Genomic DNA, 25,087 nt, shown 5'->3' on the forward strand with positions numbered 1-25,087 from the left:
CCACCGCCCCGTGAGCGGATCAGCCTTTTGGGCAGCGCCTGATGGCCGATACGCCACGGTGGGACATCGAGGGTCGGGACTGGCCCAATCGTGAGGTCAGCCGCTTCGTCGAGGCAGGCGGCCTGCGCTGGCACCTTCAGCAGATGGGCTCGGGGCCGACCCTCCTGATGCTCCACGGTACGGGGGCGGCGACGCACTCCTGGCGCGCCTTTGCCCCGGCGCTCGCCGATCGCTTTACCGTTATCGCGCCTGATTTACCAGGCCACGGATTCACCGGCGTGCTGCCGGCGAAACGCATGTCCTTGCCCGGCATGGCCGCGGCCGTTCACGCCCTGCTTCGTGAGCTCGACTGCAGGCCCGATCTCGTTCTCGGGCACTCGGCGGGAGCGGCGATCCTGATTCGGATGACGCTCGACGGATTCATCCAGCCGCGTGGTCTGGTGAGCCTGAACGGTGCACTCATGCCTTGGCGTGGACTCCCGGCGCACATCTTTTCACCCGCCGCCAAGCTGATGGCATCGAATGCCTTGGTCGTGCGTCTCTTTGCCGGGCGCGCGGCCGATCGGCGGGTGGTCGAGCGGCTGGTCGAGAGCACCGGCTCGACTCTGGAGCCGGCCGGCGTCGACCTCTATCATCGCCTCGTCCGCAATCCATCGCATGTCGGCGCCAGTCTCGCCATGATGGCCAACTGGGATCTGGCCGCGCTTGCTCCCGAGCTGGGCCGTCTGCGTCCACCGCTCTTTCTAGTTGTCGGCGAAGGCGACCTGACGGTGTCGCCGTCCGAGGCCCGCCGCGTGCGCGAACGTCTCCCGAGTGCTGAGGTCATTTCCTTGCCGGGCCTCGGGCATCTCGCTCACGAGGAGCGGCCCGAAGAGGTTGCGGATCTCGTCAAGGGCCTCGCGGACCGGTTGGGTCTCTCGGATAGCACGAGTTTGTCTCCGACTTGATCTAGCAGGGGCTGACAAACGCCGGTTCCTGCTATAATGTCAACCAACATTGACATTACATAAGGTCATGCAGACTTGACACTCCCGGCATCACAGGTCTCCGAGCGCAACTCAGGTCGCAGCAAGCCGCACGCGGTCATCATCGGCAGTGGCTTCGGCGGACTGGCTGCCGCGATTCGCCTAGGGGCGAGGGGGTATCAGGTTACAGTGCTGGAGCGCCTGGACGCGCCCGGCGGTCGTGCCTATGTCCACAAGATCGACGGCTTCACCTTCGATGCCGGTCCGACCATCATCACCGCGCCCTTCCTGCTCGACGAGCTCTGGGGGCTGTGCGGTCGCAACTTCTCCGAGGAGATCGACATCCGCTTGATGGATCCCTTCTACCGGATCCGTTTCGACGACGGCAAGGTCTTCGATTACAACGGCGACGCGGACGCGGTTAAGGCCCAGATCGCAAAGTTCTCGCCGCGCGACGTCGAGGGCTACGATCGCTTCATGGAACACAGCCAGGCGATCTTCAAGATCGGTTTCGAGCAGTTGGGTCATGTTCCCTTCAACTCCTGGACCGACATGCTCAAGATCGTGCCGGATATGATCACGCTCGGCAGCCATCGCAGCGTCTATGCGATGGTCTCCAAGTACATCAAGGACCCCTATATCCGGCAGGTTCTGTCCTTCCATCCGTTGCTGATCGGCGGCAATCCCTTCTCTGTGACCTCCATCTACACGCTCATCTCCTTCCTGGAGCGTAAATGGGGCGTGCACTCGGCCATCGGCGGAACAGGCGCACTCGTGAAGGGGATGGTTAGCCTCATCGAAGGCCAGGGCGGGACGATTCGCTACGGCGAAGAGGTCGAGCAAATCCTGGTGAAGGACGGCACGGCGACTGGTGTTCGGCTCAAGTCCGGCGAGGCGATCGCGGCGCCTGTCGTCGTCTCCAACGCAGACGCGGCCTGGACCTATCGCTACCTCTTGCCGGCCGAGCATCGCAGCCATTGGACGGATCAAAAGATCGATCGCGCCCAATACTCAAACGGACTCTTCGTTTGGTATTTCGGTACCAAGCGTCAATATCCCGAAGTTGCCCATCATACGATCCTGCTCGGGCCACGCTACAAAGGACTGCTGGACGATATTTTCAAAAACAAGCGTCTGGCGGACGACTTCAGTCTTTATCTGCATCGCCCGACGGCCACGGATCCGGGCTTGGCGCCGGAGGGTTGCGATACCTTCTACGTCTTGGCCCCGGTTCCGCACCTAAAAGGGAATGTCGACTGGGAGAAGGAAGCCGAGCCCTTCCGGGCACGGATCGCCCGCTATTTGAGTGAAACCGTCCTACCGGGGTTGGAAGACGAGATCGTCGCCTCGCTCGTCACGACGCCGCGGGATTTCCAGGACAGGCTTCTGTCCTACAACGGGGCCGGGTTCAGTCTTGAGCCCATCCTCTTGCAGAGTGCCTGGTTCAGACCGCACAACGCGAGCGAAGAGGTGAATGGCCTTTACTTGGTCGGTGCGGGGACGCATCCGGGTGCAGGTGTGCCCGGTGTCCTATCGTCGGCCCGTGTCCTCGATACGGTGGTACCCGATGCCTCAACCTATGCTTAAGACCGATCACGCGAGCGCGGCGGATATCGCCGCGTGTCGCCAACTGCTGCGGACCGGCTCGCGTTCGTTCTACGCGGCCTCTTTTCTCTTGCCTCAGCGCATCCGCGATCCTGCCATCGCGCTCTACGCCTTCTGTCGCATCGCCGACGATGCGATCGATTGCGCGGGCGAGGAGCCCGGCGCCCAGACCCGCGCCTTGGCCGAGCTGCACCATCGTCTCGATCGTATCTACGACGGCGAGCCGGTCGATGAATACACCGATCGCGCCTTGGCCGACGTGGTCAGGTGCTTCGGGATCCCGAAGGCGCTGCTCGAGGCCCTGCTCGAAGGGTTCGAGTGGGATGCCGAAGGTCGGCGCTTCGAGGACCTCTCGGGCGTCTACGACTATTCGGCGCGGGTCGCGGGTACCGTGGGTGCCATGATGGCGGCCCTCATGGGCGCGCGCAGTACGCAGCTGGTGGCGCGTGCCTGCGATCTTGGCGTGGCCATGCAGTTGACCAATATCGCTCGCGATGTCGGAGAGGATGCCCGTAACGGCCGCCTTTACCTGCCGATGTCGTGGATGCGCGAGGTCGGGATCGACCCCGAGGCCTGGCTTAAGGAACCCGTCTTCAACGATGCACTCGCCAGCGTGATCGAGCGTCTGCTGCGCGCGGCCGAAACGCTGTATGTGCGGTCCGATGCAGGGATCGCCGGGTTGCCCATGGGCTGTCGAGCCGGTATCAACGCCGCCCGCTATCTTTATGCCGAGATTGGACGTCAGGTCGAGCGCCAGGGTCTGGACTCCATCTCCCGCCGTGCCGTAGTGCCCGGCAGTCGCAAGGTCCAGCTCTTGGCGCCGATCCTCGGAGCCGCCGTGTTGTCTCCACGTTACGTCTCCGCTCCACCGCTCGACGAGACGCGCTTCCTGGTGGACGCCGTGGTCTACTCCGCCCATCGGTCCAGTGAAGAGGAGACCGCAGCCCCCGCCGGTGTGGGCGGTCGCGTGATCTGGGTACTGGAGCTCTTTGAGCAGCTCGAGGAGCGCGAGCGCGCGTTGACCAACTGACGCGCGACACGACCTGAACGTTAAACCGCGCCCAGTGCGGTAGGCGATGTTTTTGAATGGGATCGGGCCCGGCAGGCTTGATGACCGTTGTGGGCTGCGCGGTTTAACATATTAAAAGTATGAAACTCTAAACCGCGTCACTGAGAAGGTCGGAAAAATCCTCGAGCCCGACGCAACATGACAATGACGCATTTCACTCTGGACGCGGTTCAGGTCCGAATCCGGGATCACGCGGGGGGATGAGCGAGGCCCCGGCCGAAGGCAACACTCGGGGTTGCTTGGTCCGGGGCGCGCCGGTCGGACGATGTGCGCTCGACCGGTCTTCGGAGGTTTACGGGTGTCCGCTTCCCGGCGGTGGCATCTGCATCGTCATGTCGCGTTCGCCGTAGCCCTGCGGGATCTCGAAGATGTCCGCCGGGATCGCCTCCTTGCGGATGACGGTGACCTCCGTCTCGGTCTCCATGGTGGTGCCCATCATCTCCATCTTGGTCTTGGTCAGGATGGGATAACCCTTGACCTTGCTCATCTCTTCACGCTGCGCGATGCCGGCCGGTGAATTCGCCAGCATGCCGCCGGGACCCGAGAGGCTCATCATGTCGGTGTAGCGGGTCACGTCGAGGTCCACGTCCTCGGTCGCCCAGATCTCCTGATCCACGCCCATCATGCCGGTCTTGGTGACTCGATACTGTTTGGTGTCCCAGTCCCCGATCTTTTTGGTCTCGCCGGTTGCTTCGACCTTCACGGTCATCTCGCCCATCATGGCGCGCATCTGCTCGGCGGCCGGCCCGGACATGCTCTCCATCACGGACTTGACGTCGATCGGGAGATATTCCTTCTCGGCGTGATTGATGAAAACGATGGTTCCGGCCGTTGGATCGATGATCATGTCGGTGGCGTCGGGCCCCTCGTTGACCACCTTCATCTTGTCGTATGCAATGTAGGTCTTGGACAAGTCTTCGGTTGCCGCTTCCCCCATCACACCCGAGCTGCGATTGATCGTCTCGATGTAATAACCCTCTTCGTCCGCGATCGCGGCGGACACCGGCAGCAGTGCCGCCAAAGCGAGGGCGAGCCCGAGACGACGGGTCATGACCGGCTGACGCCCGATGCTCGAGCCTTGCTGATTCATCATGCTTGTTCCTCTGCGGTGACTGGATTGTTTTGATGCGCCGAATCGACGGCGCAGGCGCCCAAACGCGCGAACAGGGTAATCGATGGAGCGCGCGTCGGGATAGGTCTATTCGCCGAGATTGCGCCGGTCGAGCACCCGCTTGGCCTTCCCCACGAAGCGTTCGATGGTGCGGGGCTCGACCAGGTCGACATGGGCGCGGATGCCGGCAACCGTATTGATCTCGCGGCTGATGCGCTCGCGGAGCGTCTGCATGCGGTCCATGCGATCGGAGAAGATCTCGGGACGGATCTCGACCTTGACGTGGACCTCGTCGAGTGTTCCGGGTCGGGAGACCTCGATGAGATAGTGCGGCGTGGTGCCCTCCACACGGAGCAGCGCCTCTTCGATCTGGGAGGGGAAGACGTTCACGCCGCGGATGATCAGCATGTCGTCGGTGCGCCCGGTGACTCGGCTCATGCGTGTCGTGCGTCGTCCGCAGGCGCAGGGTTCGCGGTAGAGTCGGGCGATGTCGCGGGTGCGATAACGGATCAGCGGCATGGCCTCGCGGGTGAGGGTCGTGATCACCAGCTCGCCGGGCTCGCCTTCCGGGACCGGCTCCAGGGTCTCGGGATCCAGACATTCAACCAGGAAATGATCCTCCTGGATGTGCATCCCGGTGCGCTCGGGACACTCCCCGCTGACGCCCGGACCGATGATCTCGGAGAGTCCGTAATTATTGAATGCGGCGATGTCGAGCTGATCCTCGATCTCGCGGCGCATGTCCTCGGTCCAGGGCTCGCCGCCGAAATGGCCGAAGCGGATCGGCAGTGAGCGCGGATCGATGCCCAGCTCGCGGGCCGAATCCGCGATGGTCAGGGCATAGCTGGGGGTGCAGATCAGCACCTCCGGGTCCAGGTCGCGCATGATCTCGATCTGGCGCCGCGTGTTGCCGGCCGCCGCCGGGATGATCGCCGCACCGACCCGCTCGATGCCGTAATGCAGTCCGAAACCACCGGTGAAGAGTCCGTAGCCGAAGGCGACTTGCGCGGTGTGCTCGGGCCTGAGCCCGCCGGCGACCAGGAAGCGTGCGCAGAGGTTCGACCAGATCTCCAGATCGCGCGCCGTATAGGCGACGAAGGTGGGCCGCCCGGTCGTACCCGAGGAGCCGTGGATGCGCGCCAGCGCCTTGCGCGGAACGGCCAGAAAACCGAACGGATGCTGACGTCGCAGGTCGTCCTTGGTGGTCAGCGGGAGGCGACGCACGGCGGCGAGCGAGCGGATGCTGTGCGGGCCGATCTCGCGATGGGCAAACTGATCGCGGTAAAAGGGCACCCGCGCGACTCGCGTCACCAGCTCGCGCAGACGCTCCAGCTGCAACGCCTCGAGACCATCGCGCGGCAGGGTCTCGGCATCCGGATCCCAGATGCGGTGCTCGGTCTGCCGATGGGCCTCATCAGTCTTCGCGGCCATAATCCTCGATCCGTTGATAAGTGTGCCCCGGCGCGGAGCCTGCCGAGCCGATGCTCGATATGCAAGTCCGAAGCTCGAGCCCGGGTGCGCGCGACGTCCGCTCATCTCCGTGCCACCGTCCGGCGGGCCGTGTCTTATATCTGAGGCCATCGCGGCACTTGGCGCAGAGCGCCAGAGGGGATGCGTGACACCGCGGAGCGGGTGTCACGAGTCGCTAAACGTTGGTGGCCGGTCTCATGAACGCGGGTGTCCGATGGGCTGCGCTGCGCTTGTTCACCCAACATCATCTCGCAATCGACCGAACATCCTGAACCGCGTCCACCACTGTGGCGGCAGACTCACGCAAGCGCGACCCCAACCGACGAGACAGCATATCCAAAGGGACGCGGTTCAGCCGGAGACCACGCTCAACAGCTCATCCCCATCCACCACATGCAGTCCCTTCTCGAGCAGGACGGCGATCGCCCGATCCGGATCCTCAAAGCGGAAGATGAGGATCGCCTTGTCGCCGCGCCGCAGCGAGAAGGCATACATGTACTCAATGTTCAGTCCGGCGCCCTCCAGCACGGCCAGCGCCTCGGCCAGGCCGCCCGGACGATCGAGCACGTCGACCGCCACCACCTCGGTGAGGTTGACCACCCAGCCCGCGTCTTCCAAGACCTGCTTAGCCTTGTCCCATTCACGCACGATCAGACGCAGGATGCCGAACTGGGCGGTATCCGCGAGCGACAGCGTCAGGATATTGATCCCCTCCTTCGCGATCGCCTCCAAAGGCGCACCGAGACGTCCCGGGCGGTTCTCGAGAAAGAGCGAGAGTTGTTGCAGTTTCATGGTTTCGAGTCCTCGTGGTGCTCGGTTGGTCTCTTGCAGCCTCCAGCCGCCAGCTTCCTACCTCCAGCTATCCGCTGTCCGCGCTGAGCTGGGTTTTCTGCCGCTGCAGGGGTTGAGCCAAGTGGGTTCGGATCCTCACAATCGCTGGCGGCTGGCGGCTGGCGGCTGGCGGCTGGCGGCTGGCGGCTGGCGGCTGGCGGCTGGCGGCTGGCGGCTGGCGGCTGGCGGCTGGCGGCTGGCGGCTGATAGCTGACCGCTATTCCCCCTCGTTGCGCCTGTCGATGACCCGCTTCGCCTTCCCCTCGCTGCGCGCGATGCTGCGCGGCTCCACCAGGCGCAACCCGACGCGGATCCCGAGGATGTGCTCGATCGCCTTGGCCAGCCGCGCGCGCACATCCTCGAGCGCGCGGATCTTGTCGCTGAAGACCTCGGACGTGACCTCGACCTCGACCGTCATCTGGTCCAGACCCTGATCGCGGGTGAGGATGATCTGGTAGTGCGGGAGCGTGCCCTCGACCGCCAGAAGGGCCGCCTCGACCTGAGAGGGAAAGACGTTGACGCCGCGAATGATGAACATGTCGTCCGAGCGCCGACCGATGCGCCGCATCCGCCGAATGGTGCGCCCGCATGCGCAGGGCTCGCTGATCAGCGAGGTGATGTCGCGGGTGCGGTAGCGGATCATCGGCATCGCCCTTTTGCTCAGGGTGGTGAGCACCAGCTCGCCTTCCTCGCCGTCGGGCAGGGACTCGCCCGTCTCCGGGTCGATGATCTCGGGAAAGAAATGATCCTCGAAGATGTGCAGACCCTGTTGGGCCGAGCATTCGCTCGCCACCCCGGGGCCGATGATCTCGGACAGACCGAAGATGTCGTAGGCCTTGATGCCGGCGGCGGCCTCGATGTGATCGCGCATCCCGTCGGTCCAGGGCTCGGCTCCGAAGATGCCTGCGCGCAAGGGCAGTGCGCGCAGATCCACGTCCAGCTCGGCGGCGCGCTCGATCAGGTAGGTGAAATAGCTCGGGGTGCAGCAGAGTGCGGAGACGCCGAAGTCGCGGATCAGCATGATCTGTCGGTCGCTGTTGCCGCCCGAGATCGGAACGACGGTCGCCCCGAGCGCCTCCGCGCCATAGTGGGCGCCGAGTCCGCCGGTAAAGAGGCCGTAACCGAAGGCGTTCTGCAGGATGTCGCCGCGGTGCAGTCCGCAGCAGGCGAGGGTGCGCGCCATGACCTCCGACCAGACCCCGACATCCTCGCGGGTGTAGGCGACGACAATGGGTTTGCCGGTGGTGCCGGAGGAGGCATGCAGCCGGACCACGTCGCTCATGGGCGTGGCGAAGAGGCCGAAGGGGTAGGTGTCGCGCAGATCGGCCTTGACCGTGAAGGGGAGCTGCTGGATGTCTTCGAGCCGCTGAATCGAGTCCGGAGTCAGGCCGCGCTCCTCCATCCGGGTGCGAAAGAGGGCGACGTTCTCGTAGGCGAGCGACACGACCGCGCGGAGCCGGCGCAGCTGTACCTGCTTCAGCGCCGTCTCCGGCAGGAAATCGGGCGCGCTGGCTGGGTGGAAACCGCCCGCGGCGTCGTTCCAGAGCTCTGTCAGCATCTTGGTCCTCGCTTAAACCGCGCTCGGCGCGGTTTGTGATGGTTTTGGATGGGATCGGCCCCGGCAGACCCGACGATTGATGGAGTTGGCGCGGTTTAAGATTTTAAAAAATATAATATTCTTAAACCGCGTCTCCACCGAGGTCGGTGAAATCCCCAAGTCCGAATACAACATGAAAACGACGCATGTCGCTCTGGACGCGGTTTAAGGGTGTTGAGCGAGCGGGCCCTCGAGCGCGGCCTCGCGACCTACAGCGAAGGCTTGGTCGTTGACCTTGTGGAGCTTCTCGGCCAGGTTGGCGTAGATGGCCGCCATCCAGTGCTCTTGGGGGATGTCCAGCACCGTGGAGACGGCGCCGAGCAGGGCGACATTGAGGCTCTTCTTGTTCTTGAGCGCGCCATCAGGAAGCAGGCCTGGACCGATCAGGACCCCGCCGGCGCGCAGCATGGGGCGATTGATCTCGATCTGGGTCTCTTCCAGGACCAGGAGGACGTCCGCCTCGCCGGCCGGGACCATCGGGCTCAGGACCTGCTCGCCGTAGCGCACGTCGCTGCTCACCGAGCCGCCGCGCTGGCTCATGCCGTGCAGCTCGCTCTTCTTCACGTCGAAGCCGGCGCGAAACGCGGCCTCGGCCAGCATGTCGGAGGCCGTCAGGACCCCCTGGCCGCCGAGTCCGGCGATGACGATGTTCTTCACCTTCTCCATCAGTGTCTCTCCGATCCGAGTTCAGTCCGCGACCGCCGCGGAGCAAGTGTGCCCGCGCGCCGATTCGGCCGCGGCCTTGTCGTAGAAGCGGATCTTGGGTGCGGCCAGGACGCAGGGCTGGCGCGTGATCAGGAGCGAGGTCTCAGGTTTGGCGAGCAGCTCGGCGATCACGTCCTTCAGCGAGAGGCTCTTGTCCGTGGTCTCGACGACCTGCACGTTCTGCACGCCCATGGCGCGCGCGATGCCCTCGAAGCTCAGCTTGTTGGTCGTGGAGTGATCGAGCAGGCGCCCGGTCCCGGGATGCTCCTGCAGCCCGGTCATCGCGGTCGTGCCGTTGTCGAGGATCATCACCAGATGACCCGTCGCCGGCGGGTTGTAGACCATCTCGGCGATCCCGGTGAGGCCGGAATGCACGAAGGTCGAATCCCCGATCACGCTGACCACGCGGCGCGCCTGATCCTCGGGCAGCGCATGACGCAGGCCCAGCCCGACGCCGATGCTCGCGCCCATGCAGACGCAGGTGTCCATCGCCGAGAAGGGCGGCAGCACGCCGAGCGTGTAGCAGCCGATATCGCCCGCGACGATGCAGTCGAGGTCCCGGAGCGCTTGGAAGACCTCGCGGTGCGCGCAACCCTGACAGAGCTCGGGCGGCTTGCCCTTGGGCGGGACGGGCTCCGCGCTGGTGTCACCGGCGAGGATACGGCGCACGCGCGCCACATCCAGCTCGCCGAAGCGATACATCTCCGGCTTGCCCTCGGCATCGATGCCGGCGGTGCGTAGGTCATCGACAAGGACGGGATCGCCCTCTTCGACGACGAGGAGACGCTCCACCCCGGCGGCGAAGGCGCGGATGCGCTCCATCGGCAGCGGATAGGTCATGCCGATGGTCAGATGGCTCGCCTCTGGTGCGGCCTCGCGGGCATGCACGGCGCTGATGCCGGTCGTCACGACCCCGAGGTTGGCGTCCCCGGTTGTCTCCTGGATCGGGCCCTCGGCCTCGTTCCAGGCGGTGATCTCGGCGAGCTTGGTGCGCAGGCGATGATGAGCCGGCTTGGCATAGGCCGGGATCATGACGCGCGCGGGGATCTTGTGCTCGAAGGCGGGCTCGGCCACACCCGAGACCGGCCCGCGCGGGATCACGATGGTTTTGGAATGGCAGACCCGTGTGGTGATCCGCAGCATGACCGGGATCTTCCAGCGCTCCGAGATCTCGAACGCCAGCATCGTGAAATCGTAAGCCTGCTGGGAATCGACGGGCTCGAGGGTCGGAATGGCTGCGGCGCGGGAGTAGTGCCGGTTGTCCTGCTCGTTCTGACTGGAGGCCATCCCCGGGTCGTCGGCAGAGACGATCACCAGTCCGCCCTCGACATCGGTGTAGGTGGCGGTGAAGAGCGGATCGGCCGCGACGTTGAGCCCGACGTGCTTCATGGTGACCAGGGTCCGCGCCCCGGCGAAGGCGACCCCGAGTGCGACTTCCAGCGCAACCTTTTCGTTCGGCGACCACTGCGCATGTCCGCCGAGGCGGTCGAAGGTTTCCAGGATCTCGGTCGATGGGGTGCCGGGATAGCCGGTCCCGAGCCGTACCCCCGCATGCAGCGCGGCCAAGGCCACCGCGTCGTCTCCGCTCAGTAATTGCCGTTCCGCGCTCGTCATCGTCGACTCACTCTCTGTCAGGGCGTCACCAATTCCACATTATCCGCATCATTGTTGCTCTGCAGCAAGCCGAGTCGGTCAATCGCAGGCCGCACCCCTGCTCGCAGCGAAAAGGACGCATGGGGATTTCCGAGTCGTCGCTAATCGGGACGCGCCAGCAGGGTCTGCCCGTCGTCCGTCTTGAAGATCAGGGCACCCGTGGGGTCCAGCTCGAAGGCTCGAATCCGAACGAGCAGATCCAGTACCTTGCGCTCCTGATGCATCAATGCGGGCGCGCAGGCCATCATGGTCGTCGCCGAGAGCGTGAGTGTCAGACTCTCGCCGGTCAGGGTGTATTCGCCCTGATAGGTGTTGCAGGAGGCCCGGCCCCAAAGACGGCCGTCGGCACCGAAGTTCAGTGTCACGCGGGACCGATCGATAATGCCGCCACCGCCGATGTCCTCGACCACCCATTCGGGCCCTTGAAGCAACGTGGCCGGATCCCCGCCGCAACCTTCGAGCCTCCGATCGTCGAGCTGGATCTCGACCGTCGCGGGGTGCGGCATGCCGCTCATGGTGTCGACGCAGGGCCGATCGAAGATGCTGACGACGAGGTTGCCGTCTTCGATCAGATTTCGATAGCGACGGCCGTCCTCGAGCAGCTCTTGCTCGGTCAGTGCGACATTGATCCGGGTCTCCCCGAGATCCGTGTTCAGCTCGACACGCTTGTCGGTAAGCTCCAGGCTCCAAAAAGGCTCGTTGCCGGTGGCCCGGAATGGGGTCTTCGCCGCCTCCGCCGGGATGCATTCCGGATAGGCCGTGCCCGCGATCTCGAGCATCCCGCGATCTCCCTTGTTCCAAAAGGAGGTGGCCGGATCCGCGAGTGCGACATAGCGGGCGCCCGAGCCCGAGACCGCTTGTCTCAGATCGAAGGTGCGATCGCCGACCTGAAGGCGCATGCGATCCTCGAGAAACCCGACGCGGATCGGCTGGTCCCCGCACACGAGCTCGCTCGCGAAGGGGATCGGCTCGTAGGGGTCCATCATGACGGTGCCGAGATCGAGCGATTCGACCGACGGATCGAGCGGCACCTCGTCCGTGATCCAGACCGCCAGACCGCCTGACAGGACCGCGCCGCGGATCGAATAGGACCGGTGCGGGCTCTGCTCCGCGCGTTCGACGACCAGCTCGAAGGGGATCGGAACCTGGCGCCCGTCCAGTGTGATCCGCTGCTCGGCGACCAAGCGCCCGCCCGGCACGCTCGGATCGCGGAGCTCGACGATCGCGAGTGCGTCCGGCGGCAGGGCGATCCGTGCCCTGTAGCTCAGGGCACCGGTGATGCGCAGGTTCGATGCGTCACCCAGGCCCTCGGGCGTCTCTGCAAAGGGGGTCTGCGAACCGATCATGAGGGCCAGGCATGATGCGGGGAGCGGGAGCGTCGTGCGACGGATCAGCGACATCGGGCAGTCTCCTGGACGAAAAAATCCGAGCTCGGCCGGCGGTTAAGGTGCTTGACGCGAGTCTCGGTTCGGATGGATCTTTCCGAGCGATGCGGTCGTGCGGCGATGACGGCGCCCTCCGCAGCGCGATTCTGCCCTTGATGTGCCGGCGGTTCCAGGGCGAGAGTGCCGATCGGCGGCGGGCGTTCGCCGGTTCCCGCGACTGCCCAGACGGCACTCGGCCACGCCGTTTCGACCTCCACCGGCGAGTGACACCCCGACCATGCCCAGCGAGCCGAGCATCGATGCGCCATCCTCCTCACCCGATCTCGACGCGATCTACGAGGAGCTTCAGCGGTTTCGCGCCGGATTTTCGACGCTCTCGATGGCGACCTGCGGCCCGGACGGCGAGCCCGAGGCGAGCTACTCGCCTTATCTCGAGGTTGACGGAGACCTCTATGTCTTCGTGAGCGCGCTTGCGACACACACCGCCAATCTCATGGCAACCCGCCGGGCCAGCGTCCTCTTCATCGAGGACGAGGCAACGGCTGCACACCCGTTCGTGCGTCGACGCTTGACCTTCCAATGCCGGGTCGAGGAGATCGCCCCCGAGAGCGATGGGTACGCGGGTATCCTGGATCTGTTCGAGACCCGCTTCGGAGGCTTGGTCGCAACCTTGCGCACCTTGACGGATTTCCATCTCCTGCGATTGCATCCTGAGCGCGGACGCTACGTGAAGGGGTTCGGCAAGGCGTTCGCCATCGACGACGTCGAGATCGCCCGCATTCGGCACATCCGCGAAAGCGGCCGCTGAGTCGTTCCGGGGGTGGATTCCGCCGTCCGAAGCCCGTGGGGCGCAACGCGATTGCGGTTCGCCGTTCAGCCTCGAGCGCAGCGGATCGACCACGCCACGTCTGCCGCTTGTCGGTTACCGGCGACATCGTGTACCCGGAAGACCTTCGCGCCGGCCATCACGCCGAGTGCTGTGGTCGCACAGGTTGCGGGCATCAGCGCGGTGAGAACCTGCTCCCGACAAATGGCGCCGAGGAAGCGCTTGCGGCTTGCCCCGAGCAGAAGGGGCGGCCCGAGATCGACCAACTCCCCCAACCCGGCCATCAGCGCAAGGTTGTGCTCGAGCGTCTTGCCGAACCCGATGCCAGGGTCGGTCAGGATCTTGTCCTGCGCAATCCCCGCGGCCAAGGCCGTTTCGATCCGCTCGGCGAGAAAGTCGCGAACCTCGCCGACCACGTCGGCGTAACGCGGGTCTTGTTGCATTGCCTCCGGCATCCCTTGCCGATGCATCAAGACGATCGGCACGCCTCGATCGGCCGCCAGAGCGAGCATCGCCGGATCGTCGCGTCCGGCAGAGGTGTCGTTGATCCAGTCGGCACCCGCCTCGAGCGCGGCCTCGGCCACCCGGGCAGAGGTGGTGTCGATGCTGATTGGGGTGCTGCTCGGTACGCTTTCGCGCAGTCGCATGATCACCGGGATCACCCGGCGCTCCTGCTCCGGGGCGGGGACGGGCTGCGAGCCGGGCCGTGTGGACTCACCGCCGACATCGATTAGGTCGGCGCCCTCGTCGATCATCTCGAGGGCGTGTTGCACCGCAACGGCGGTGTCCGAGTAGCACCCGCCGTCTGAAAAACTGTCCGGGGTCACGTTGAGGATGCCCATGATGAGGGGCGGCGTGTCCTGCCCCGACGGTGTGCTGTTCATCTGTCTGACTCCGGTCGATTGGTTTTGACCTTGCGCGGGGGATGCGTGCATGATCCCGACGCGTTGCGCCGCCGTTGAAGGATCGCCCGGGGCCGTGTCGGGCGGGATGCGCCCGCAGATCTCCCCCGAAGGATAACCCTGACTCGGCCTTGCGCATCTATCGGGACCTCGGACCGGGATCGGAACGAAGCCCGCGTCGACGAGCAAACGGAAAGGGTACAGAAATGAGGAGTATGAGGCTTGTTTTGATCGGCGCCTTCGCGAGCGTCTCGCTGGTCGCCGGATGCGCGACCGGTGGACAGTCAGGCAATTTCCCGACGGTGACGAACCCGTCGGAAGCGGCAAACATCACGCTCTACCGAGACGGTTCGTGGGCAGGTTGGTTCGCCACCGTGCGGATCGACCTCGACGGCGAGGAGATCTATCGTATCGGCCGCGACGAGGCGTTTTCGCTCACGTTGGATCCGGGGCAATACCTGCTGATCTATACGCTCGGTTTCAATGAGTGCCGAAGGATCATCTGGGCCGAGCCGAGACAGAATCAGCGGATTCATTTGTCGCCCACCTGTACTTAAACCGCGTCCCCTTGGCTACAGTCTTGGGTTGAGCGGGGTTCACCGTTGGTGGGTTCCCTAAGGGCTGCGAGGGACGCGGTTTAAGAAGAATAATACGAATGAGTCAGGCTGTATTCGGCGAACTCGAGCGACGTCGGCGGCGTCGACACTAAGCCCGGCCCGGCTTCGAGGGGCATTGGATCCGACGGGCCGGAAGCAACGCCGCTGGGCTCGACGACTTGCAGTCGTCTTCTTAGGCCGCGCTCACGGCCAGAGAGATCGCGGGCGCGACTCCGCGATTCCGGAGACCGTGAAGCCCGTGATTAGGTGACGGACTGGGGGGTTGCCCTGTCCTGCTGGTTTCGTTATGCGCCGAAATTATCGCCGGTTCCAGGCGACGCGTATCTTTACTATTTGCAGCCCGGCCATTCGGGATGGCAGCACGCGGTTTCGCCTCCACGTTTCCCCGGTTTCGACAGCCATCCGCTCGGGCAACTGCCATCGGGTGACTCGCAGAAACTACCCTTTGACCGGAACCCATCAGGACAAACTCCTTTCTCCGGGATTTCTGGTTTGGGTGGCTTCGGGCTCGGCTCGGGCGCGGGTTTCGGTTCGGGTTCCGGCGCTGGATCTGGCGCTGGATCCGGCGACGAAGCCGCACCTCCGCACCGCGCGCTATCCCGACAAGACGCCGGCAGATACCGCACTTCGATATCCGGACTGTAACAACACCAATCGATCGCACCGCCGCGGTCCATCGCGGCCAGCATGACGCTTTTATCCGCGAGTTGCGGGATGGTGCCGTTGAAGGTGACTCGGATATTGCCGCCTTCTTCGATCTCGACGGACTTGACGTATTGGCTTTCGAACTCTCCCGCGTCGGAGAGTCCTGCTTCGGCATTGCTGGCGGGCAAGTCGCTGTTGCTATAGGCGGATACCACCGCGACCTTTGCGGCGGAGGCGAAGCCGAGTCCCTCGCTGACCTTGCTGCGGACCGTATAGTCCTGATAGGCGGGCAGTGCGATGGCGGCGAGGATGCCGATTACGGCGACGACGATCATGATCTCGATCAGGGTGAAGCCCCGGATCGGCGTCTTGCTGCTCATTCCATTCGTTCCGTGCATGTCTGCAGGCTCCTCGTGAAAGCGGGGCATCGTTCGTCATCTTGGCCAAAAAACGTTTGCGCGGTTTGCGGGGTCGTCGAGTCGAGCGCGACCTCGCTGGCCGACAGGCCGGTGGAAGAAGACGACTGCAAGTCGTCGATCCCGGGGTGTCGCCGCTTCGCGACGTCGGAACCGTGCTCGTCACCTCGGGTGTGCCACGACACCGCATCATCGCTGAGGCAAGAATGTAACCAAGATCGCGGTCGCGCGCAGGTTTGGTGTGCAGTCCGCAAGAGCCGGGTGGACGAACCAGGGCGAAGCCCACATAGCCCCGCGCCGGCGCTGGTGGACTGCGCTGCGTACGTTCAGCCTACCCTTTCATCGGCGACATGGCCGGGTTGGGGCGCGATGCCTGTCGGGCCGTTTGTGAGAGCCTACGGCACGGGCGTCCGACGTGCGGAGGATGGCGGAAAAGGACGTTTCTCGGCCGTGAGTGTCGCTCGCCGGTCAGTCCTCAAGGTGACTCACGCGCAGGCCCTTCTCGCTGACCGACGCCTCGAAGGCGGTTGTCGCCGAGTGCGCATAATCGTCGCCGACGCGGCTGACGAAGAAGGCGCCGATGCCGAGCGATTCGGCCAGTGCCAAACCGCGCTCGGGCCCGAGCACCAGGAAGGTGGTCGCCAGTGCGTCGGCGGTCGCGCAATTCTCCGTGATGACGGTGACCGAGGCCAATGCGTGCGCGACCGGTCGACCGGTGCCGGGGTCGATGGTGTGTGAGTAGATCTGCCCGTCTTTCTCGTAGAAGTTTCGATAATCTCCGGAGGTGGCCATGGCGTCGTCCTCGAGCGTGACGATCCGGTAAACGGTCCGCGAGGTCGCGTCCGGCCGCTCGATGGCGATGCGCCAGGGCTGACCGCCGGGCTTGTTCCCCCTGGCCATGAGCTCTCCGCCGATCTCGGCGAGGTAGGCGGTCGCGCCGAGTCGGTCCAGAAGATCGGCGAGCTGATCCACGCCGTAGCCTTTGGCGATGGCGGACAGGTCGACATACAGCTCGGGGTGATGCTTGCGCAGTGCCGGCGGTTGATCGCGCACATCGAGCTTGTCGTGGCCCACGCGTGCGCGGACCTTCTCTATCGTCTGCGGGTCCGGAACGCGAAACGGGTGGGCGTCCGGCCCGAATCCCCACAGATTCACCAGCGGGCCGACGGTGATGTCGAAGGCCCCGTCGCTCAGCGCGCTGATGGATTGAGCGCGGGCAACGAGGTCGGCCAGCTCCGGGTCGACCGGAAACCAATCCGTCGATCGGCTCGCATTGAAACGCGACAGTTCCGAGTCCGGACGATAGGTCGACATGAGCCCGTTGACGGCGTCGAGACGTGCATCGAGCTGCGCTTTGAGCGTATCGGCCGTCAGGCTCAGGGGAAGCTCGACGAGCTTGATGCTGTAGGTCGTCCCCATGGTGCTGCCGTGGATCTCGACGAGCGTATCGGGGTCGCTGCATCCGCTCGCGAGTAAAACCGCGAGGAGCATGAGCAGGCAGGTCCATACTCGGATCGGTGCTGACAGGCTCCAGCGCATGAGATCAATTCCGGGTGGGGGCCGTTGCAGCATGCTCCAAACAGGGCAGGGAGATGCCTCGGTCGGCCGGGATATGCATCATAACCCCGATGCCCCGGCGTGCATCGGGTGTCGGACCCGGAGCGCCGGATGTGGTCAGGTTGGGCTCTTGATTGTGTGGACTGTCTGCGCGGCGGAAGAGGACGACTGCAAGTCGTCTATCCCGGATGTGCTGGCGCTTCGCGCCGATCGCCGGCGTCGCTTCCGGCCGGTGGTGTGAACAAGGCCCGGACGTCCCGAGGCTGCGAACGCGCCGGCGAGGGGGATCAAGTCTCCAGGCAAGGCCGAGGAGCGACACTTTGGTCGCGTCCCCGGGGTTCCGAAACCGACGGATCCTGATCCGGTTCGACCGCGATGATCTCGCGACGGAACAAGAGTGGCATCAGCAGATAGGTCGAAGCGACAGCGATGCCGACGAGCGTAAGGTTGTCGATATACATGGCAATGAAAAACGATTCAGGCGCGAGTGATATTGCTTCAGTACTTTAGCAAACACTAACGCACTGTCAATGCTTCGCTTGTTGGCGCCGAGCTTGTGGGATAGATTCACTGAACCAATTCAGAAAATAGATAAATGTCATGGACGACGGGAGTGGTGACTGATGGCCGATCCTAGCGCCCCGCATTCTCCCGAGTCCGCTGCGTCGTCTACCCCGAACGCGGCGCAGCCGCTCGGAATCTCCGGCCGTATTGCACGTACCTTCATCAATACGCCGGTCACGCCGATGCTCCTCTTCGGCGCGCTTTTCCTCGGCATCCTGGGTCTGCTGTTTACGCCGCGACAGGAGGATCCGCAGATCTCGGTCCCGATGATCGACATCTTCGTGCAGTATCCCGGCGCCTCCGCGCAGCAGGTCGAGCGTTTGGTGACCGATCCGCTCGAACGGATCATGAAGGAGATCAAGGGCGTTCGGCACGTCTATTCGGCGACCCAGCGCGGGGCGGCCATCGTGACCGTGCGCTTCGAGGTCGGCGAGGAGATGGGCGCCTCGATCGTCAAGGTCCACGACAAGCTCCAGTCGAACATGGACCGCATGCCCCCGGACGTTCAGATGCCTCTGGTCAAACCGGTCGGTGTCGACGATGTCCCCGTCGTGACCCTCACCCTGTGGTCCGAGGATGTCGAGGATCATCAGCTGCGAAAGCTGGGTCTCGACCTACTCCAAGCTGTCGGTTCGCTGCCGGACGCCGGCAAAGGATTCGTGGTCGGCGGGCGGGAAGATCAGATCCGCGTCGAGGTCCTCATGGAACGCCTGGCCGGGCACGGCATTACGCTCGATCGCATCGCCAACACCATTCGTACCGCCAACTCCGAGCAGACCACAGGTGTCAGCGAATCCGGCGACACCGCCTTCAACGTCTATTCGGGCTCCTTCCTGCGCAATGCGGAGGATGTCGGTCGGCTGGTGATCGGCAACCGCGGCGACTATCCGCTCTATCTGCGTGATATCGCCACCGTCGAGCATGTTCCGCAGGACACCAAGCAGATCGTCAACCATTTCACCGGGCCGGCCTACGAGGGCGAGCATCACGCCGACGGGGCCCAGGCCGTGACCGTGGCGATCGCCAAGAAACAGGGTACCAACGGGGTGACGGTGGCGCTTGAGATCCTCGAGAAAGTCGAGGAGCTCAAGTCGACGCTCATCCCGTCGAACGTCCATGTCGAGGTCACGCGCAACTACGGCAAAAGCGCCAACGACAAGGTCAACGAGCTGCTGCAGGCGATGTTCGAGGCGGCCGTGATCGTGGCCATTCTCTGTCTGGTCGGGCTGGGTGCGCGAGCCGCCTTCGTGGTCATCACGGTCATCCCGGTGGTGATCCTGCTGACCATCTGGTGGGCCTGGATGGTCGACTACACCATCGATCGGGTCAGTCTCTTCGCGCTCATCTTCGCCATCGGCATCCTGGTCGACGATGCCACCGTCGTGGTGGAGAACATCTTTCGCCACTGGCTCGAAAGCGGCAAGACGACCATCGAGACTGCGGTGCGGGCGGTCGACGAGGTGGGCAACCCGACCATCCTCGCCACCTTCACCATCATCGCCGCGCTCTTGCCGATGGGTTGGGTCAGCGGCCTGATGGGGCCTTATATGCGGCCGATTCCCGTGCTTGGATCCTCGGCCATGTTCTTCTCGCTGGTTGCCGCCTTTGTCTTCACGCCTTGGTTTGCGTTGCGCGTTCGTCCGCGGCTTGCGGCACTCGAGAAAGCGGAGCGACGGGAAGAGCAGACGCGCCGCTGGGTCAGTCGCTTCTATCGGCCCTTGGTGATGCCGCTGATCCGTAACCGGAAGGTCGGCATCGCCTTCTTGGTCGGAACCATCCTCACCACGGCCGGAGTCTGCGTACTCTTCTACACCCAGACCGTCCCGGTGAAGATGCTGCCGTTCGACAACAAGCCCGAGTTCAGCGTCGTCGTGAACATGCCCGAGGGAACGGCGCTCCCGGTGACCGCGAACGTGGTGCACAGACTCGCCGAGAAGGTGCGCACCATGCCCGAGGTGACCGCCGTTCAGACCTATGTCGGTACCGCACAGCCCTTCAATTTCAACGGTATGGTGCGTCACTACTATCTGCGCGAGCGACCCTGGGAGGGTGATCTCCTGGTCATGCTCAAGGATAAGAACGAACGTGCGCTCGGCAGCCACGCCCTGGCGGTCGCCGCGCGAGAGATGCTCACGCCACTGGCGCATGAGCTCGGCGCACGGATTGCCGTGGTGGAGATGCCTCCGGGTCCGCCGGTGCTGCAGACGGTCGTGGCCGAGGTCTACGGGCCCGATGCCGAGACCCGCCGCCGGGTTGCGGCCGATCTGACCGAGATCTTCGAGGAGGTCGAGGGGATCGTCGATGTGGACAGCTACGTGGCCGAGCCTTACAGCTACTGGCACTTCGAGGTGGACGCCGAGAAGGCCGTTCGGATGGGGATCTCGGTCGACAGCATCAATCGCAACCTTTCCATGGCAATGGGCGGTTTCAAGCTCGGCGACGTCAAGCGCGGCGTGGTCCAGGAGCCGACCTACATCGTGCTCCAGATCCCGCTCGCGAACCGGGCCGAGATCGGCAGTCTGGCCAGCCTGCCGATCCAGTCCGAGATGGGCGGTCAGGTGCCGCTCGGCGAGCTGGGGCGCTTCGACCAGCGGGAGGAGGATCCGCTCATCTATCACAAGGATCTGCGGCCGATGGAATACGTGGTCGGCGAGATGCAGGGTCGACTCGGTGCGCCAATCTACGGGATGTTGGAGGTCGAAGAGCGCCTCGAGAACTATCGCGCACCCGACGGGGTGCAGATCAGCGGGATGCCGCGGGGTCTGATCGGACCGCCGTTGACCGACCGGCAATCCGGATTCGAATGGTCCGGCGAGTGGACCGTCACCTACGAGACCTTCCGGGACATGGGGCTGGCCTTCATCGCCGCGTTGGTGCTCATCTACGGACTCATTGTCTGGGAGTTCCGCAATTTCAAGATCGCCGGGCTCATCATGTCGCCGATCCCGCTGACCCTCATCGGGATTGTGCCCGGCCACCTCGTCATGGGGGCCGAGTTTACCGCGACCTCGATGATCGGACTGATCGCGCTCGGCGGCATCATCGTGCGGCAATCGATTCTGATCGTGGAGTTCGTCAAGTTCGAGGTCGCCAAGGGCAAGACCGTCAAGGAGGCGGCGGTCGCCGGCGCCGAGATCCGGATGAGACCCATCCTCATCACCTCGCTGACCCTGATGGCCGGCGCCTGGGCCATCATCGACGACCCCATCTTTCAAGGGATGGCCGTCAGTCTGCTGTTCGGCGCCGGTGTCGCGACCCTGATGGCGGTGATCGTGATCCCGCTTGGGTGTATCAGCCTGTGCCGCGAGTTTTATCTTGTGGAAACGGCGAGCGGGGAACGGGCACTTTCGGCGAGCTACGGCGCGATCGAGGGTGTCCCGATGCCCGATCCGCCCGAGCCCGATCCCTCTGCGTCCGGTGTGGCCCGAGCGCGGCCTGCTGGCGGGACTCCGTTGTTGCTCCCGCTTTGGAGCGCACTGATCGGCGCCGTATTCAGCGTGATCGAAGGTGTCGGGAGACTCCTTGCCTGGTTGCGACAGCGCCGATCCGTCAGGTCAGGCCAGGCTGCCGATTCGGCTTCGGGCTCGGCGTCGAACGTCGTCGTCGCTGAACCGGACGCGGCCTCCGGTGGCTCGGTGGCCGAGTCGCGTGCGAAGCCGGTGAAGCAGCCCGCGGCCGTGAAACGATCCACGGCTGCCGCCCGCAAGCCGGCGCGAGCGCCGAGAAAGGCGGCGACCAAGGCGGTCGCCGACGATGCGAAGACCGTGAAAAAGCCACGGGCCAGGCGGGAGACGAAAAAGACCGCGGACAAGCCTGAAGACTCGGGCGATCGCTGATCAACATCGGTAGGATATCAACATCCACCGGAGTTTTTTATCGAGGTATCCGTCTTGAACGTGACGTACGACCAGGATCTTGTGCGTTGGGCTCGCGAGACCGCCGAGTTGATTCGGAAAGGGTCTTGGCAGGCGGTGGATGTCGAGCATCTTGCAGAGGAGCTGGAGGATTTGAGCAAGAGCGAAAGAAGGGCCATTGCGAGCCAGCTCGTGCGCCTGCTGTTGCACCTCCTGAAATGGCAGTATCAATCCGAAAGACGCTCCGATAGCTGGATCGATTCGATCACCGATGCCCGGCTCCAGATCGAGCTCGCTATCCAAGACAGTCCGAGTCTGCGCTCCTACCCGACCCTCGTGCTCGCCCAAAGCTATCAGCGCGCGAGACGCAGCGCGGCGATGCAGACCGGTCGGCCGCTCGCGACCTTCCCCGAGACCTGTCCCTACGGGCTGGATCAGGTGCTCGACGATGCTTTTCTGCCCGAGTCCTCGATGTCTTGAAGATGCAAGGCCGGTAGGGTGGACGAGCGAGAGCGAAGTCCACCGAACCGGGTGCCGGCGCTGGTAGACTGCGCTCGGCTTGTCCACCCGACGCCACTCATTTTCGGGTGAGTTCGAGGTTTGGTGTATCCACAGCCCTTAGCGGGGCGCGGTTCAAAATGATCTTTTTTCTCTTAAACCGCGCCGACGCCAACGCTCATCACGTCTGCCGACGCCGATCCCATCCAAAAACACCGCATGCTGCGCTGGGCGCGGTTTAATCCGAGACGACCCCGAAAAGATCCGGTATGGCCGCACGCTCGACGACGCTCCGCGGCGCTTTCAGCCCAAGATGAAGATAGGCTGCCTGCGTGGCGACCCGCCCCCGCGGGGTGCGCATCAGATAGCCTTGCTGAATCAGGAAGGGCTCGAGGACGTCCTCGATGGTGCCGCGCTCCTCGCCGATCGCCGCGGCGAGGCTTTCCACGCCCACCGGCCCGCCGTCGAACTTGTTGATGACGGCATCGAGCAGCCGGCGGTCCATGTGGTCGAAACCCAGCGCGTCGACCTTGAGCATCCCGAGCGCCTGGTCGGCGACCTCGGCGGTGATGCGCCCGTCGGCCCGCACCTGGGCGAAATCGCGCACCCGGCGCAGGAGCCGGTTGGCGATGCGCGGCGTGCCGCGCGAGCGTCGCGCGATCTCGGCGGCGCCCTCGGCCTCGGTCTCGATGGCGAGGATGCGCGCCGAGCGGCGAACGATCCAGGCCAGGTCTTCGGCGTTGTAAAACTCCAAACGCTGCACGATCCCGAAGCGGTCGCGCAGAGGCGAGGTCAGGAGCCCGGCCCGCGTGGTCGCGCCGACCAGGGTGAAGAACGGCAGATCCAGCTTGATCGAGCGCGCGGCCGGGCCGTCGCCGATCATGATGTCGAGCTGATAGTCCTCCATCGCCGGATAGAGCACCTCCTCGACCACCGGGCTGAGGCGATGGATCTCGTCGACGAAGAGCACATCCCCCGCATCGAGATTGGTCAGGATGGCCGCGAGATCGCCCGGCTTCTCGAGTACGGGCCCGGAGGTCTGACGCAGATTGACCTGCATCTCGTGCGCGATGATGTGCGCGAGTGTGGTCTTGCCGAGCCCCGGCGGGCCGAAGATGAGCACATGGTCCAGCGCCTCGCCGCGTCCGCGCGCGGCGCCGATGAAGATCTCCATCTGCTCGCGCACGACCGCTTGGCCGACATAGTCCTCGAGCTTGCGCGGGCGGATGGCCCGATCGAGCGCCAGCTCGTCGCTGGCCGGGTCGGCGTCGATCAGACGTTCGGGCTTCGCCATCAGTGCGGGTGCCGATGCGTGTGATCCGGAAGCTGCCGATACTCCGAGCAGCGTCTCGGCGTCGGTACACCCTTGCCAGGGTTCAGCAACCCAGTCGGATCGAACGCGGCCTTGACCGCGTGGAACTGTCGCAGCTCTTCGGGACTGAACTGGACGCACATCTGATTGATCTTCTCGATCCCCACCCCGTGCTCGCCGGTGATGGTCCCGCCGACCTCGACGCACAGTTCCAGGATCCGCCCGCCCAGCTCCTCGGTCCGCTCCAGCTCGCCCGGAGTGTTGGCATCGAAGAGGATCAGCGGGTGCATGTTGCCGTCCCCGGCATGAAAGACATTCGCGACCCGCAGCCCGTACTCGCGCGACATCTCGGCCGTACGTCGCAGCACCTCGGGCAGGGCGCGGCGCGGGATGGTGCCGTCCATGCAGTAATAGTCCGGCGAGATCCGACCCACCGCCGGGAAGGCGGCCTTGCGCCCTTTCCAGAACATCAGGCGCTCGGTGTCGTCGCGCGAGGTCCGGACCTCGGTCGCACCGCTGGTCAAGAGCAGATCGCGCACCCGCATGATCTCCTCGGAGACCTCCTGGCTCGTTCCGTCGATCTCGCAGATGAGGATCGCCGCCGCATCGGTCGGATAACCGGCATGCACGAAGTCCTCCGCCGCCTGGATCGCCGGCCCGTCCATCATCTCCAGCCCCGCCGGGATGATCCCGGCCGCGATGATGTCGCCGACAGCTTGGCCGGCCTTCTCCACGTCGTCGTAGGCCGCGAGGATGGCCTGGGCGCGTTCCGGCACGGGCAGCAGCTTGACCGTCACCTCGACCGTCACGCCGAGCATCCCTTCGGAGCCGATGAAGAGTGCCAAGAGGTCGTAGCCCGGCGCGTCGAGCCCGTTCGATCCCAGCTCGATCAACTCGCCCTCGATCGTCACCAGTTTGACCGCGAGGACGTTGTGCACCGTAAGCCCGTACTTCAGGCAATGCACCCCACCCGAATTCTCCGCGACATTGCCCCCGATGGTGCAGGCGATCTGGCTCGACGGATCCGGTGCATAGTAGAGCCCGTGAGGCGCCGCGGCCTCGCTGATCGCCAGGTTGCGCACCCCCGGCTCCACCCGCGCGGTGCGCGCGACCGGGTCCAAATCGAGGATCCGGGTGAAGCGCGCCAGACTCAGCAGCACACCGTCGCCGCGCGGCAAGGCGCCGCCCGAAAGCCCCGTGCCCGCCCCCCGCGCCACCACCGGCACGTCGCGCGCGTGACAGATTCGCAGGACCCGCTGCACCTCCTCGACGGTGCGCGGCAGCACCACCAGCAGTGGCAACTGCCGATAGGCCGACAGCCCGTCGCACTCGTAGGGTTGCACCTCCTCCTGCCGCTCGAGCACCGCATCCGGCGGCAGAAAGGCCCGCAACTCAGACACGAGTCCAGCACGTGTCCAGGCGAGTTGTGGATCATCGAAGTCGATCCGGGTCGGTTGAATCAGGCTCATGATGTCGGCGCCGGGAGTTTTGAGCATGCTTGGATC

Annotated in this window: 19 protein-coding genes; 7 read left to right on the top strand and 12 right to left on the bottom strand. The window is 64.6% G+C overall.

The features are described 5' to 3' along the window. Positions 1-41: 41 nt before the first annotated feature. The 3 genes from bchO to LT988_RS15490 all read left to right on the top strand — a co-directional run bounded on the left by bchO (position 42) and on the right by LT988_RS15490 (position 3,600). On the top strand, positions 42-947 hold the full coding sequence (gene bchO, locus LT988_RS15480) for an alpha/beta fold hydrolase BchO (protein ID WP_232406442.1): 906 nt from the start codon (positions 42-44) through the stop codon (positions 945-947). A 75-nt stretch (positions 948-1,022) separates the two neighbouring features. Then, the gene (locus LT988_RS15485; RefSeq protein ID WP_232406443.1) at positions 1,023-2,552 is read left to right on the top strand and encodes a phytoene desaturase; all 1,530 of its coding nucleotides are present in this window, start codon (positions 1,023-1,025) and stop codon (positions 2,550-2,552) included. Further along, positions 2,533-3,600 (top strand): phytoene/squalene synthase family protein, encoded by a 1,068-nt coding sequence (locus LT988_RS15490; RefSeq protein ID WP_232406444.1) that lies wholly within the window; start codon positions 2,533-2,535, stop codon positions 3,598-3,600. Before LT988_RS15485 ends, LT988_RS15490 begins: the two co-directional genes overlap by 20 nt. A gap of 331 nt (positions 3,601-3,931) precedes the next feature. Here the strand turns inward: LT988_RS15490 and LT988_RS15495 are convergent, their stop codons facing one another. The 7 genes from LT988_RS15495 to LT988_RS15525 all read right to left on the bottom strand — a co-directional run bounded on the left by LT988_RS15495 (position 3,932) and on the right by LT988_RS15525 (position 12,406). Then, positions 3,932-4,732 (bottom strand): DUF4412 domain-containing protein, encoded by an 801-nt coding sequence (locus LT988_RS15495; protein WP_232406445.1) that lies wholly within the window; start codon positions 4,730-4,732, stop codon positions 3,932-3,934. Positions 4,733-4,837: 105 nt separating this feature from the next. After that, positions 4,838-6,181: a phenylacetate--CoA ligase family protein gene (locus tag LT988_RS15500; RefSeq protein WP_232406446.1), complete on the bottom strand. Its 1,344-nt coding sequence runs from the start codon at positions 6,179-6,181 to the stop codon at positions 4,838-4,840. A gap of 390 nt (positions 6,182-6,571) precedes the next feature. Then, positions 6,572-7,012 (bottom strand): ACT domain-containing protein, encoded by a 441-nt coding sequence (locus LT988_RS15505; RefSeq protein WP_093188302.1) that lies wholly within the window; start codon positions 7,010-7,012, stop codon positions 6,572-6,574. Between the two features lie 256 nt (positions 7,013-7,268). After that, complete coding sequence (locus tag LT988_RS15510) at positions 7,269-8,609, bottom strand: phenylacetate--CoA ligase family protein (RefSeq protein ID WP_232406447.1); 1,341 nt, start codon at positions 8,607-8,609, stop codon at positions 7,269-7,271. 204 nt (positions 8,610-8,813) lie between these two features. Further along, positions 8,814-9,314: an indolepyruvate oxidoreductase subunit beta gene (locus tag LT988_RS15515; RefSeq protein WP_232406448.1), complete on the bottom strand. Its 501-nt coding sequence runs from the start codon at positions 9,312-9,314 to the stop codon at positions 8,814-8,816. 21 nt (positions 9,315-9,335) lie between these two features. After that, a complete protein-coding gene (locus tag LT988_RS15520; RefSeq protein WP_232406449.1) occupies positions 9,336-10,967 on the bottom strand; it encodes a thiamine pyrophosphate-dependent enzyme in 1,632 nt (543 codons plus the stop codon). Between the two features lie 140 nt (positions 10,968-11,107). Beyond that, the gene (locus tag LT988_RS15525; RefSeq protein ID WP_232406450.1) at positions 11,108-12,406 is read right to left on the bottom strand and encodes an META domain-containing protein; all 1,299 of its coding nucleotides are present in this window, start codon (positions 12,404-12,406) and stop codon (positions 11,108-11,110) included. A gap of 262 nt (positions 12,407-12,668) precedes the next feature. Between LT988_RS15525 and LT988_RS15530 the strand changes: the two genes are divergently transcribed. Next, a complete protein-coding gene (locus LT988_RS15530) occupies positions 12,669-13,199 on the top strand; it encodes a HugZ family pyridoxamine 5'-phosphate oxidase (RefSeq protein WP_232406451.1) in 531 nt (176 codons plus the stop codon). A 65-nt stretch (positions 13,200-13,264) separates the two neighbouring features. On the opposite strand, the gene folP is transcribed toward LT988_RS15530, so the two are convergent. Then, positions 13,265-14,101 (bottom strand): dihydropteroate synthase, encoded by an 837-nt coding sequence (folP, locus tag LT988_RS15535; RefSeq protein ID WP_232406452.1) that lies wholly within the window; start codon positions 14,099-14,101, stop codon positions 13,265-13,267. Positions 14,102-14,334: 233 nt separating this feature from the next. Between folP and LT988_RS15540 the strand changes: the two genes are divergently transcribed. Continuing rightward, a complete protein-coding gene (locus LT988_RS15540) occupies positions 14,335-14,676 on the top strand; it encodes a hypothetical protein (protein ID WP_232406453.1) in 342 nt (113 codons plus the stop codon). Positions 14,677-15,065: 389 nt separating this feature from the next. On the opposite strand, the gene LT988_RS15545 is transcribed toward LT988_RS15540, so the two are convergent. Both LT988_RS15545 and LT988_RS15555 read right to left on the bottom strand, forming a co-directional pair. Continuing rightward, complete coding sequence (locus LT988_RS15545) at positions 15,066-15,716, bottom strand: pilin (protein WP_269752051.1); 651 nt, start codon at positions 15,714-15,716, stop codon at positions 15,066-15,068. 549 nt (positions 15,717-16,265) lie between these two features. Then, positions 16,266-17,336, bottom strand: a complete 1,071-nt coding sequence (locus tag LT988_RS15555; RefSeq protein ID WP_232406454.1) for an FAD:protein FMN transferase — start codon at positions 17,334-17,336, stop codon at positions 16,266-16,268. Positions 17,337-17,977: 641 nt separating this feature from the next. Between LT988_RS15555 and LT988_RS15560 the strand changes: the two genes are divergently transcribed. Both LT988_RS15560 and LT988_RS15565 read left to right on the top strand, forming a co-directional pair. After that, on the top strand, positions 17,978-21,754 hold the full coding sequence (locus LT988_RS15560) for an efflux RND transporter permease subunit (protein ID WP_232406455.1): 3,777 nt from the start codon (positions 17,978-17,980) through the stop codon (positions 21,752-21,754). Positions 21,755-21,814: 60 nt separating this feature from the next. Further along, on the top strand, positions 21,815-22,252 hold the full coding sequence (locus tag LT988_RS15565; RefSeq protein WP_232410599.1) for a DUF29 domain-containing protein: 438 nt from the start codon (positions 21,815-21,817) through the stop codon (positions 22,250-22,252). 256 nt (positions 22,253-22,508) lie between these two features. Here the strand turns inward: LT988_RS15565 and ruvB are convergent, their stop codons facing one another. Together ruvB and LT988_RS15575 are read right to left on the bottom strand one after the other, a co-directional pair. Continuing rightward, a complete protein-coding gene (gene ruvB, locus LT988_RS15570; protein ID WP_232406456.1) occupies positions 22,509-23,564 on the bottom strand; it encodes a Holliday junction branch migration DNA helicase RuvB in 1,056 nt (351 codons plus the stop codon). Continuing rightward, positions 23,564-25,051: an FAD-linked oxidase C-terminal domain-containing protein gene (locus tag LT988_RS15575; protein WP_232410600.1), complete on the bottom strand. Its 1,488-nt coding sequence runs from the start codon at positions 25,049-25,051 to the stop codon at positions 23,564-23,566. The genes ruvB and LT988_RS15575 overlap by 1 nt, the downstream gene beginning before the upstream one ends. Positions 25,052-25,087: the final 36 nt, after the last annotated feature.

The sequence above is a fragment of the Thiocapsa bogorovii genome, assembly GCF_021228795.1.
GTDB classification, from domain to species: Bacteria; Pseudomonadota; Gammaproteobacteria; order Chromatiales; family Chromatiaceae; genus Thiocapsa; species Thiocapsa bogorovii.

Coding starts and splice junctions, on each gene's coding strand:
- LT988_RS15515 (WP_232406448.1), bottom strand. CDS start 9,314: ATGGAGAAGGTGAAGAACATCGTCATCGCCGGACTCGGCGGCCAGGGG.
- LT988_RS15555 (WP_232406454.1), bottom strand. CDS start 17,336: ATGCGCTGGAGCCTGTCAGCACCGATCCGAGTATGGACCTGCCTGCTC.
- bchO (WP_232406442.1), top strand. CDS start 42: ATGGCCGATACGCCACGGTGGGACATCGAGGGTCGGGACTGGCCCAAT.
- LT988_RS15540 (WP_232406453.1), top strand. CDS start 14,335: ATGAGGCTTGTTTTGATCGGCGCCTTCGCGAGCGTCTCGCTGGTCGCC.
- LT988_RS15525 (WP_232406450.1), bottom strand. CDS start 12,406: ATGTCGCTGATCCGTCGCACGACGCTCCCGCTCCCCGCATCATGCCTG.
- LT988_RS15495 (WP_232406445.1), bottom strand. CDS start 4,732: ATGATGAATCAGCAAGGCTCGAGCATCGGGCGTCAGCCGGTCATGACC.
- LT988_RS15500 (WP_232406446.1), bottom strand. CDS start 6,181: ATGGCCGCGAAGACTGATGAGGCCCATCGGCAGACCGAGCACCGCATC.
- LT988_RS15560 (WP_232406455.1), top strand. CDS start 17,978: ATGGCCGATCCTAGCGCCCCGCATTCTCCCGAGTCCGCTGCGTCGTCT.
- LT988_RS15505 (WP_093188302.1), bottom strand. CDS start 7,012: ATGAAACTGCAACAACTCTCGCTCTTTCTCGAGAACCGCCCGGGACGT.
- ruvB (WP_232406456.1), bottom strand. CDS start 23,564: ATGGCGAAGCCCGAACGTCTGATCGACGCCGACCCGGCCAGCGACGAG.
- LT988_RS15575 (WP_232410600.1), bottom strand. CDS start 25,051: ATGAGCCTGATTCAACCGACCCGGATCGACTTCGATGATCCACAACTC.
- LT988_RS15545 (WP_269752051.1), bottom strand. CDS start 15,716: ATGATCGTCGTCGCCGTAATCGGCATCCTCGCCGCCATCGCACTGCCC.
- folP (WP_232406452.1), bottom strand. CDS start 14,101: ATGAACAGCACACCGTCGGGGCAGGACACGCCGCCCCTCATCATGGGC.
- LT988_RS15490 (WP_232406444.1), top strand. CDS start 2,533: ATGCCTCAACCTATGCTTAAGACCGATCACGCGAGCGCGGCGGATATC.
- LT988_RS15530 (WP_232406451.1), top strand. CDS start 12,669: ATGCCCAGCGAGCCGAGCATCGATGCGCCATCCTCCTCACCCGATCTC.
- LT988_RS15510 (WP_232406447.1), bottom strand. CDS start 8,609: ATGCTGACAGAGCTCTGGAACGACGCCGCGGGCGGTTTCCACCCAGCC.
- LT988_RS15520 (WP_232406449.1), bottom strand. CDS start 10,967: ATGACGAGCGCGGAACGGCAATTACTGAGCGGAGACGACGCGGTGGCC.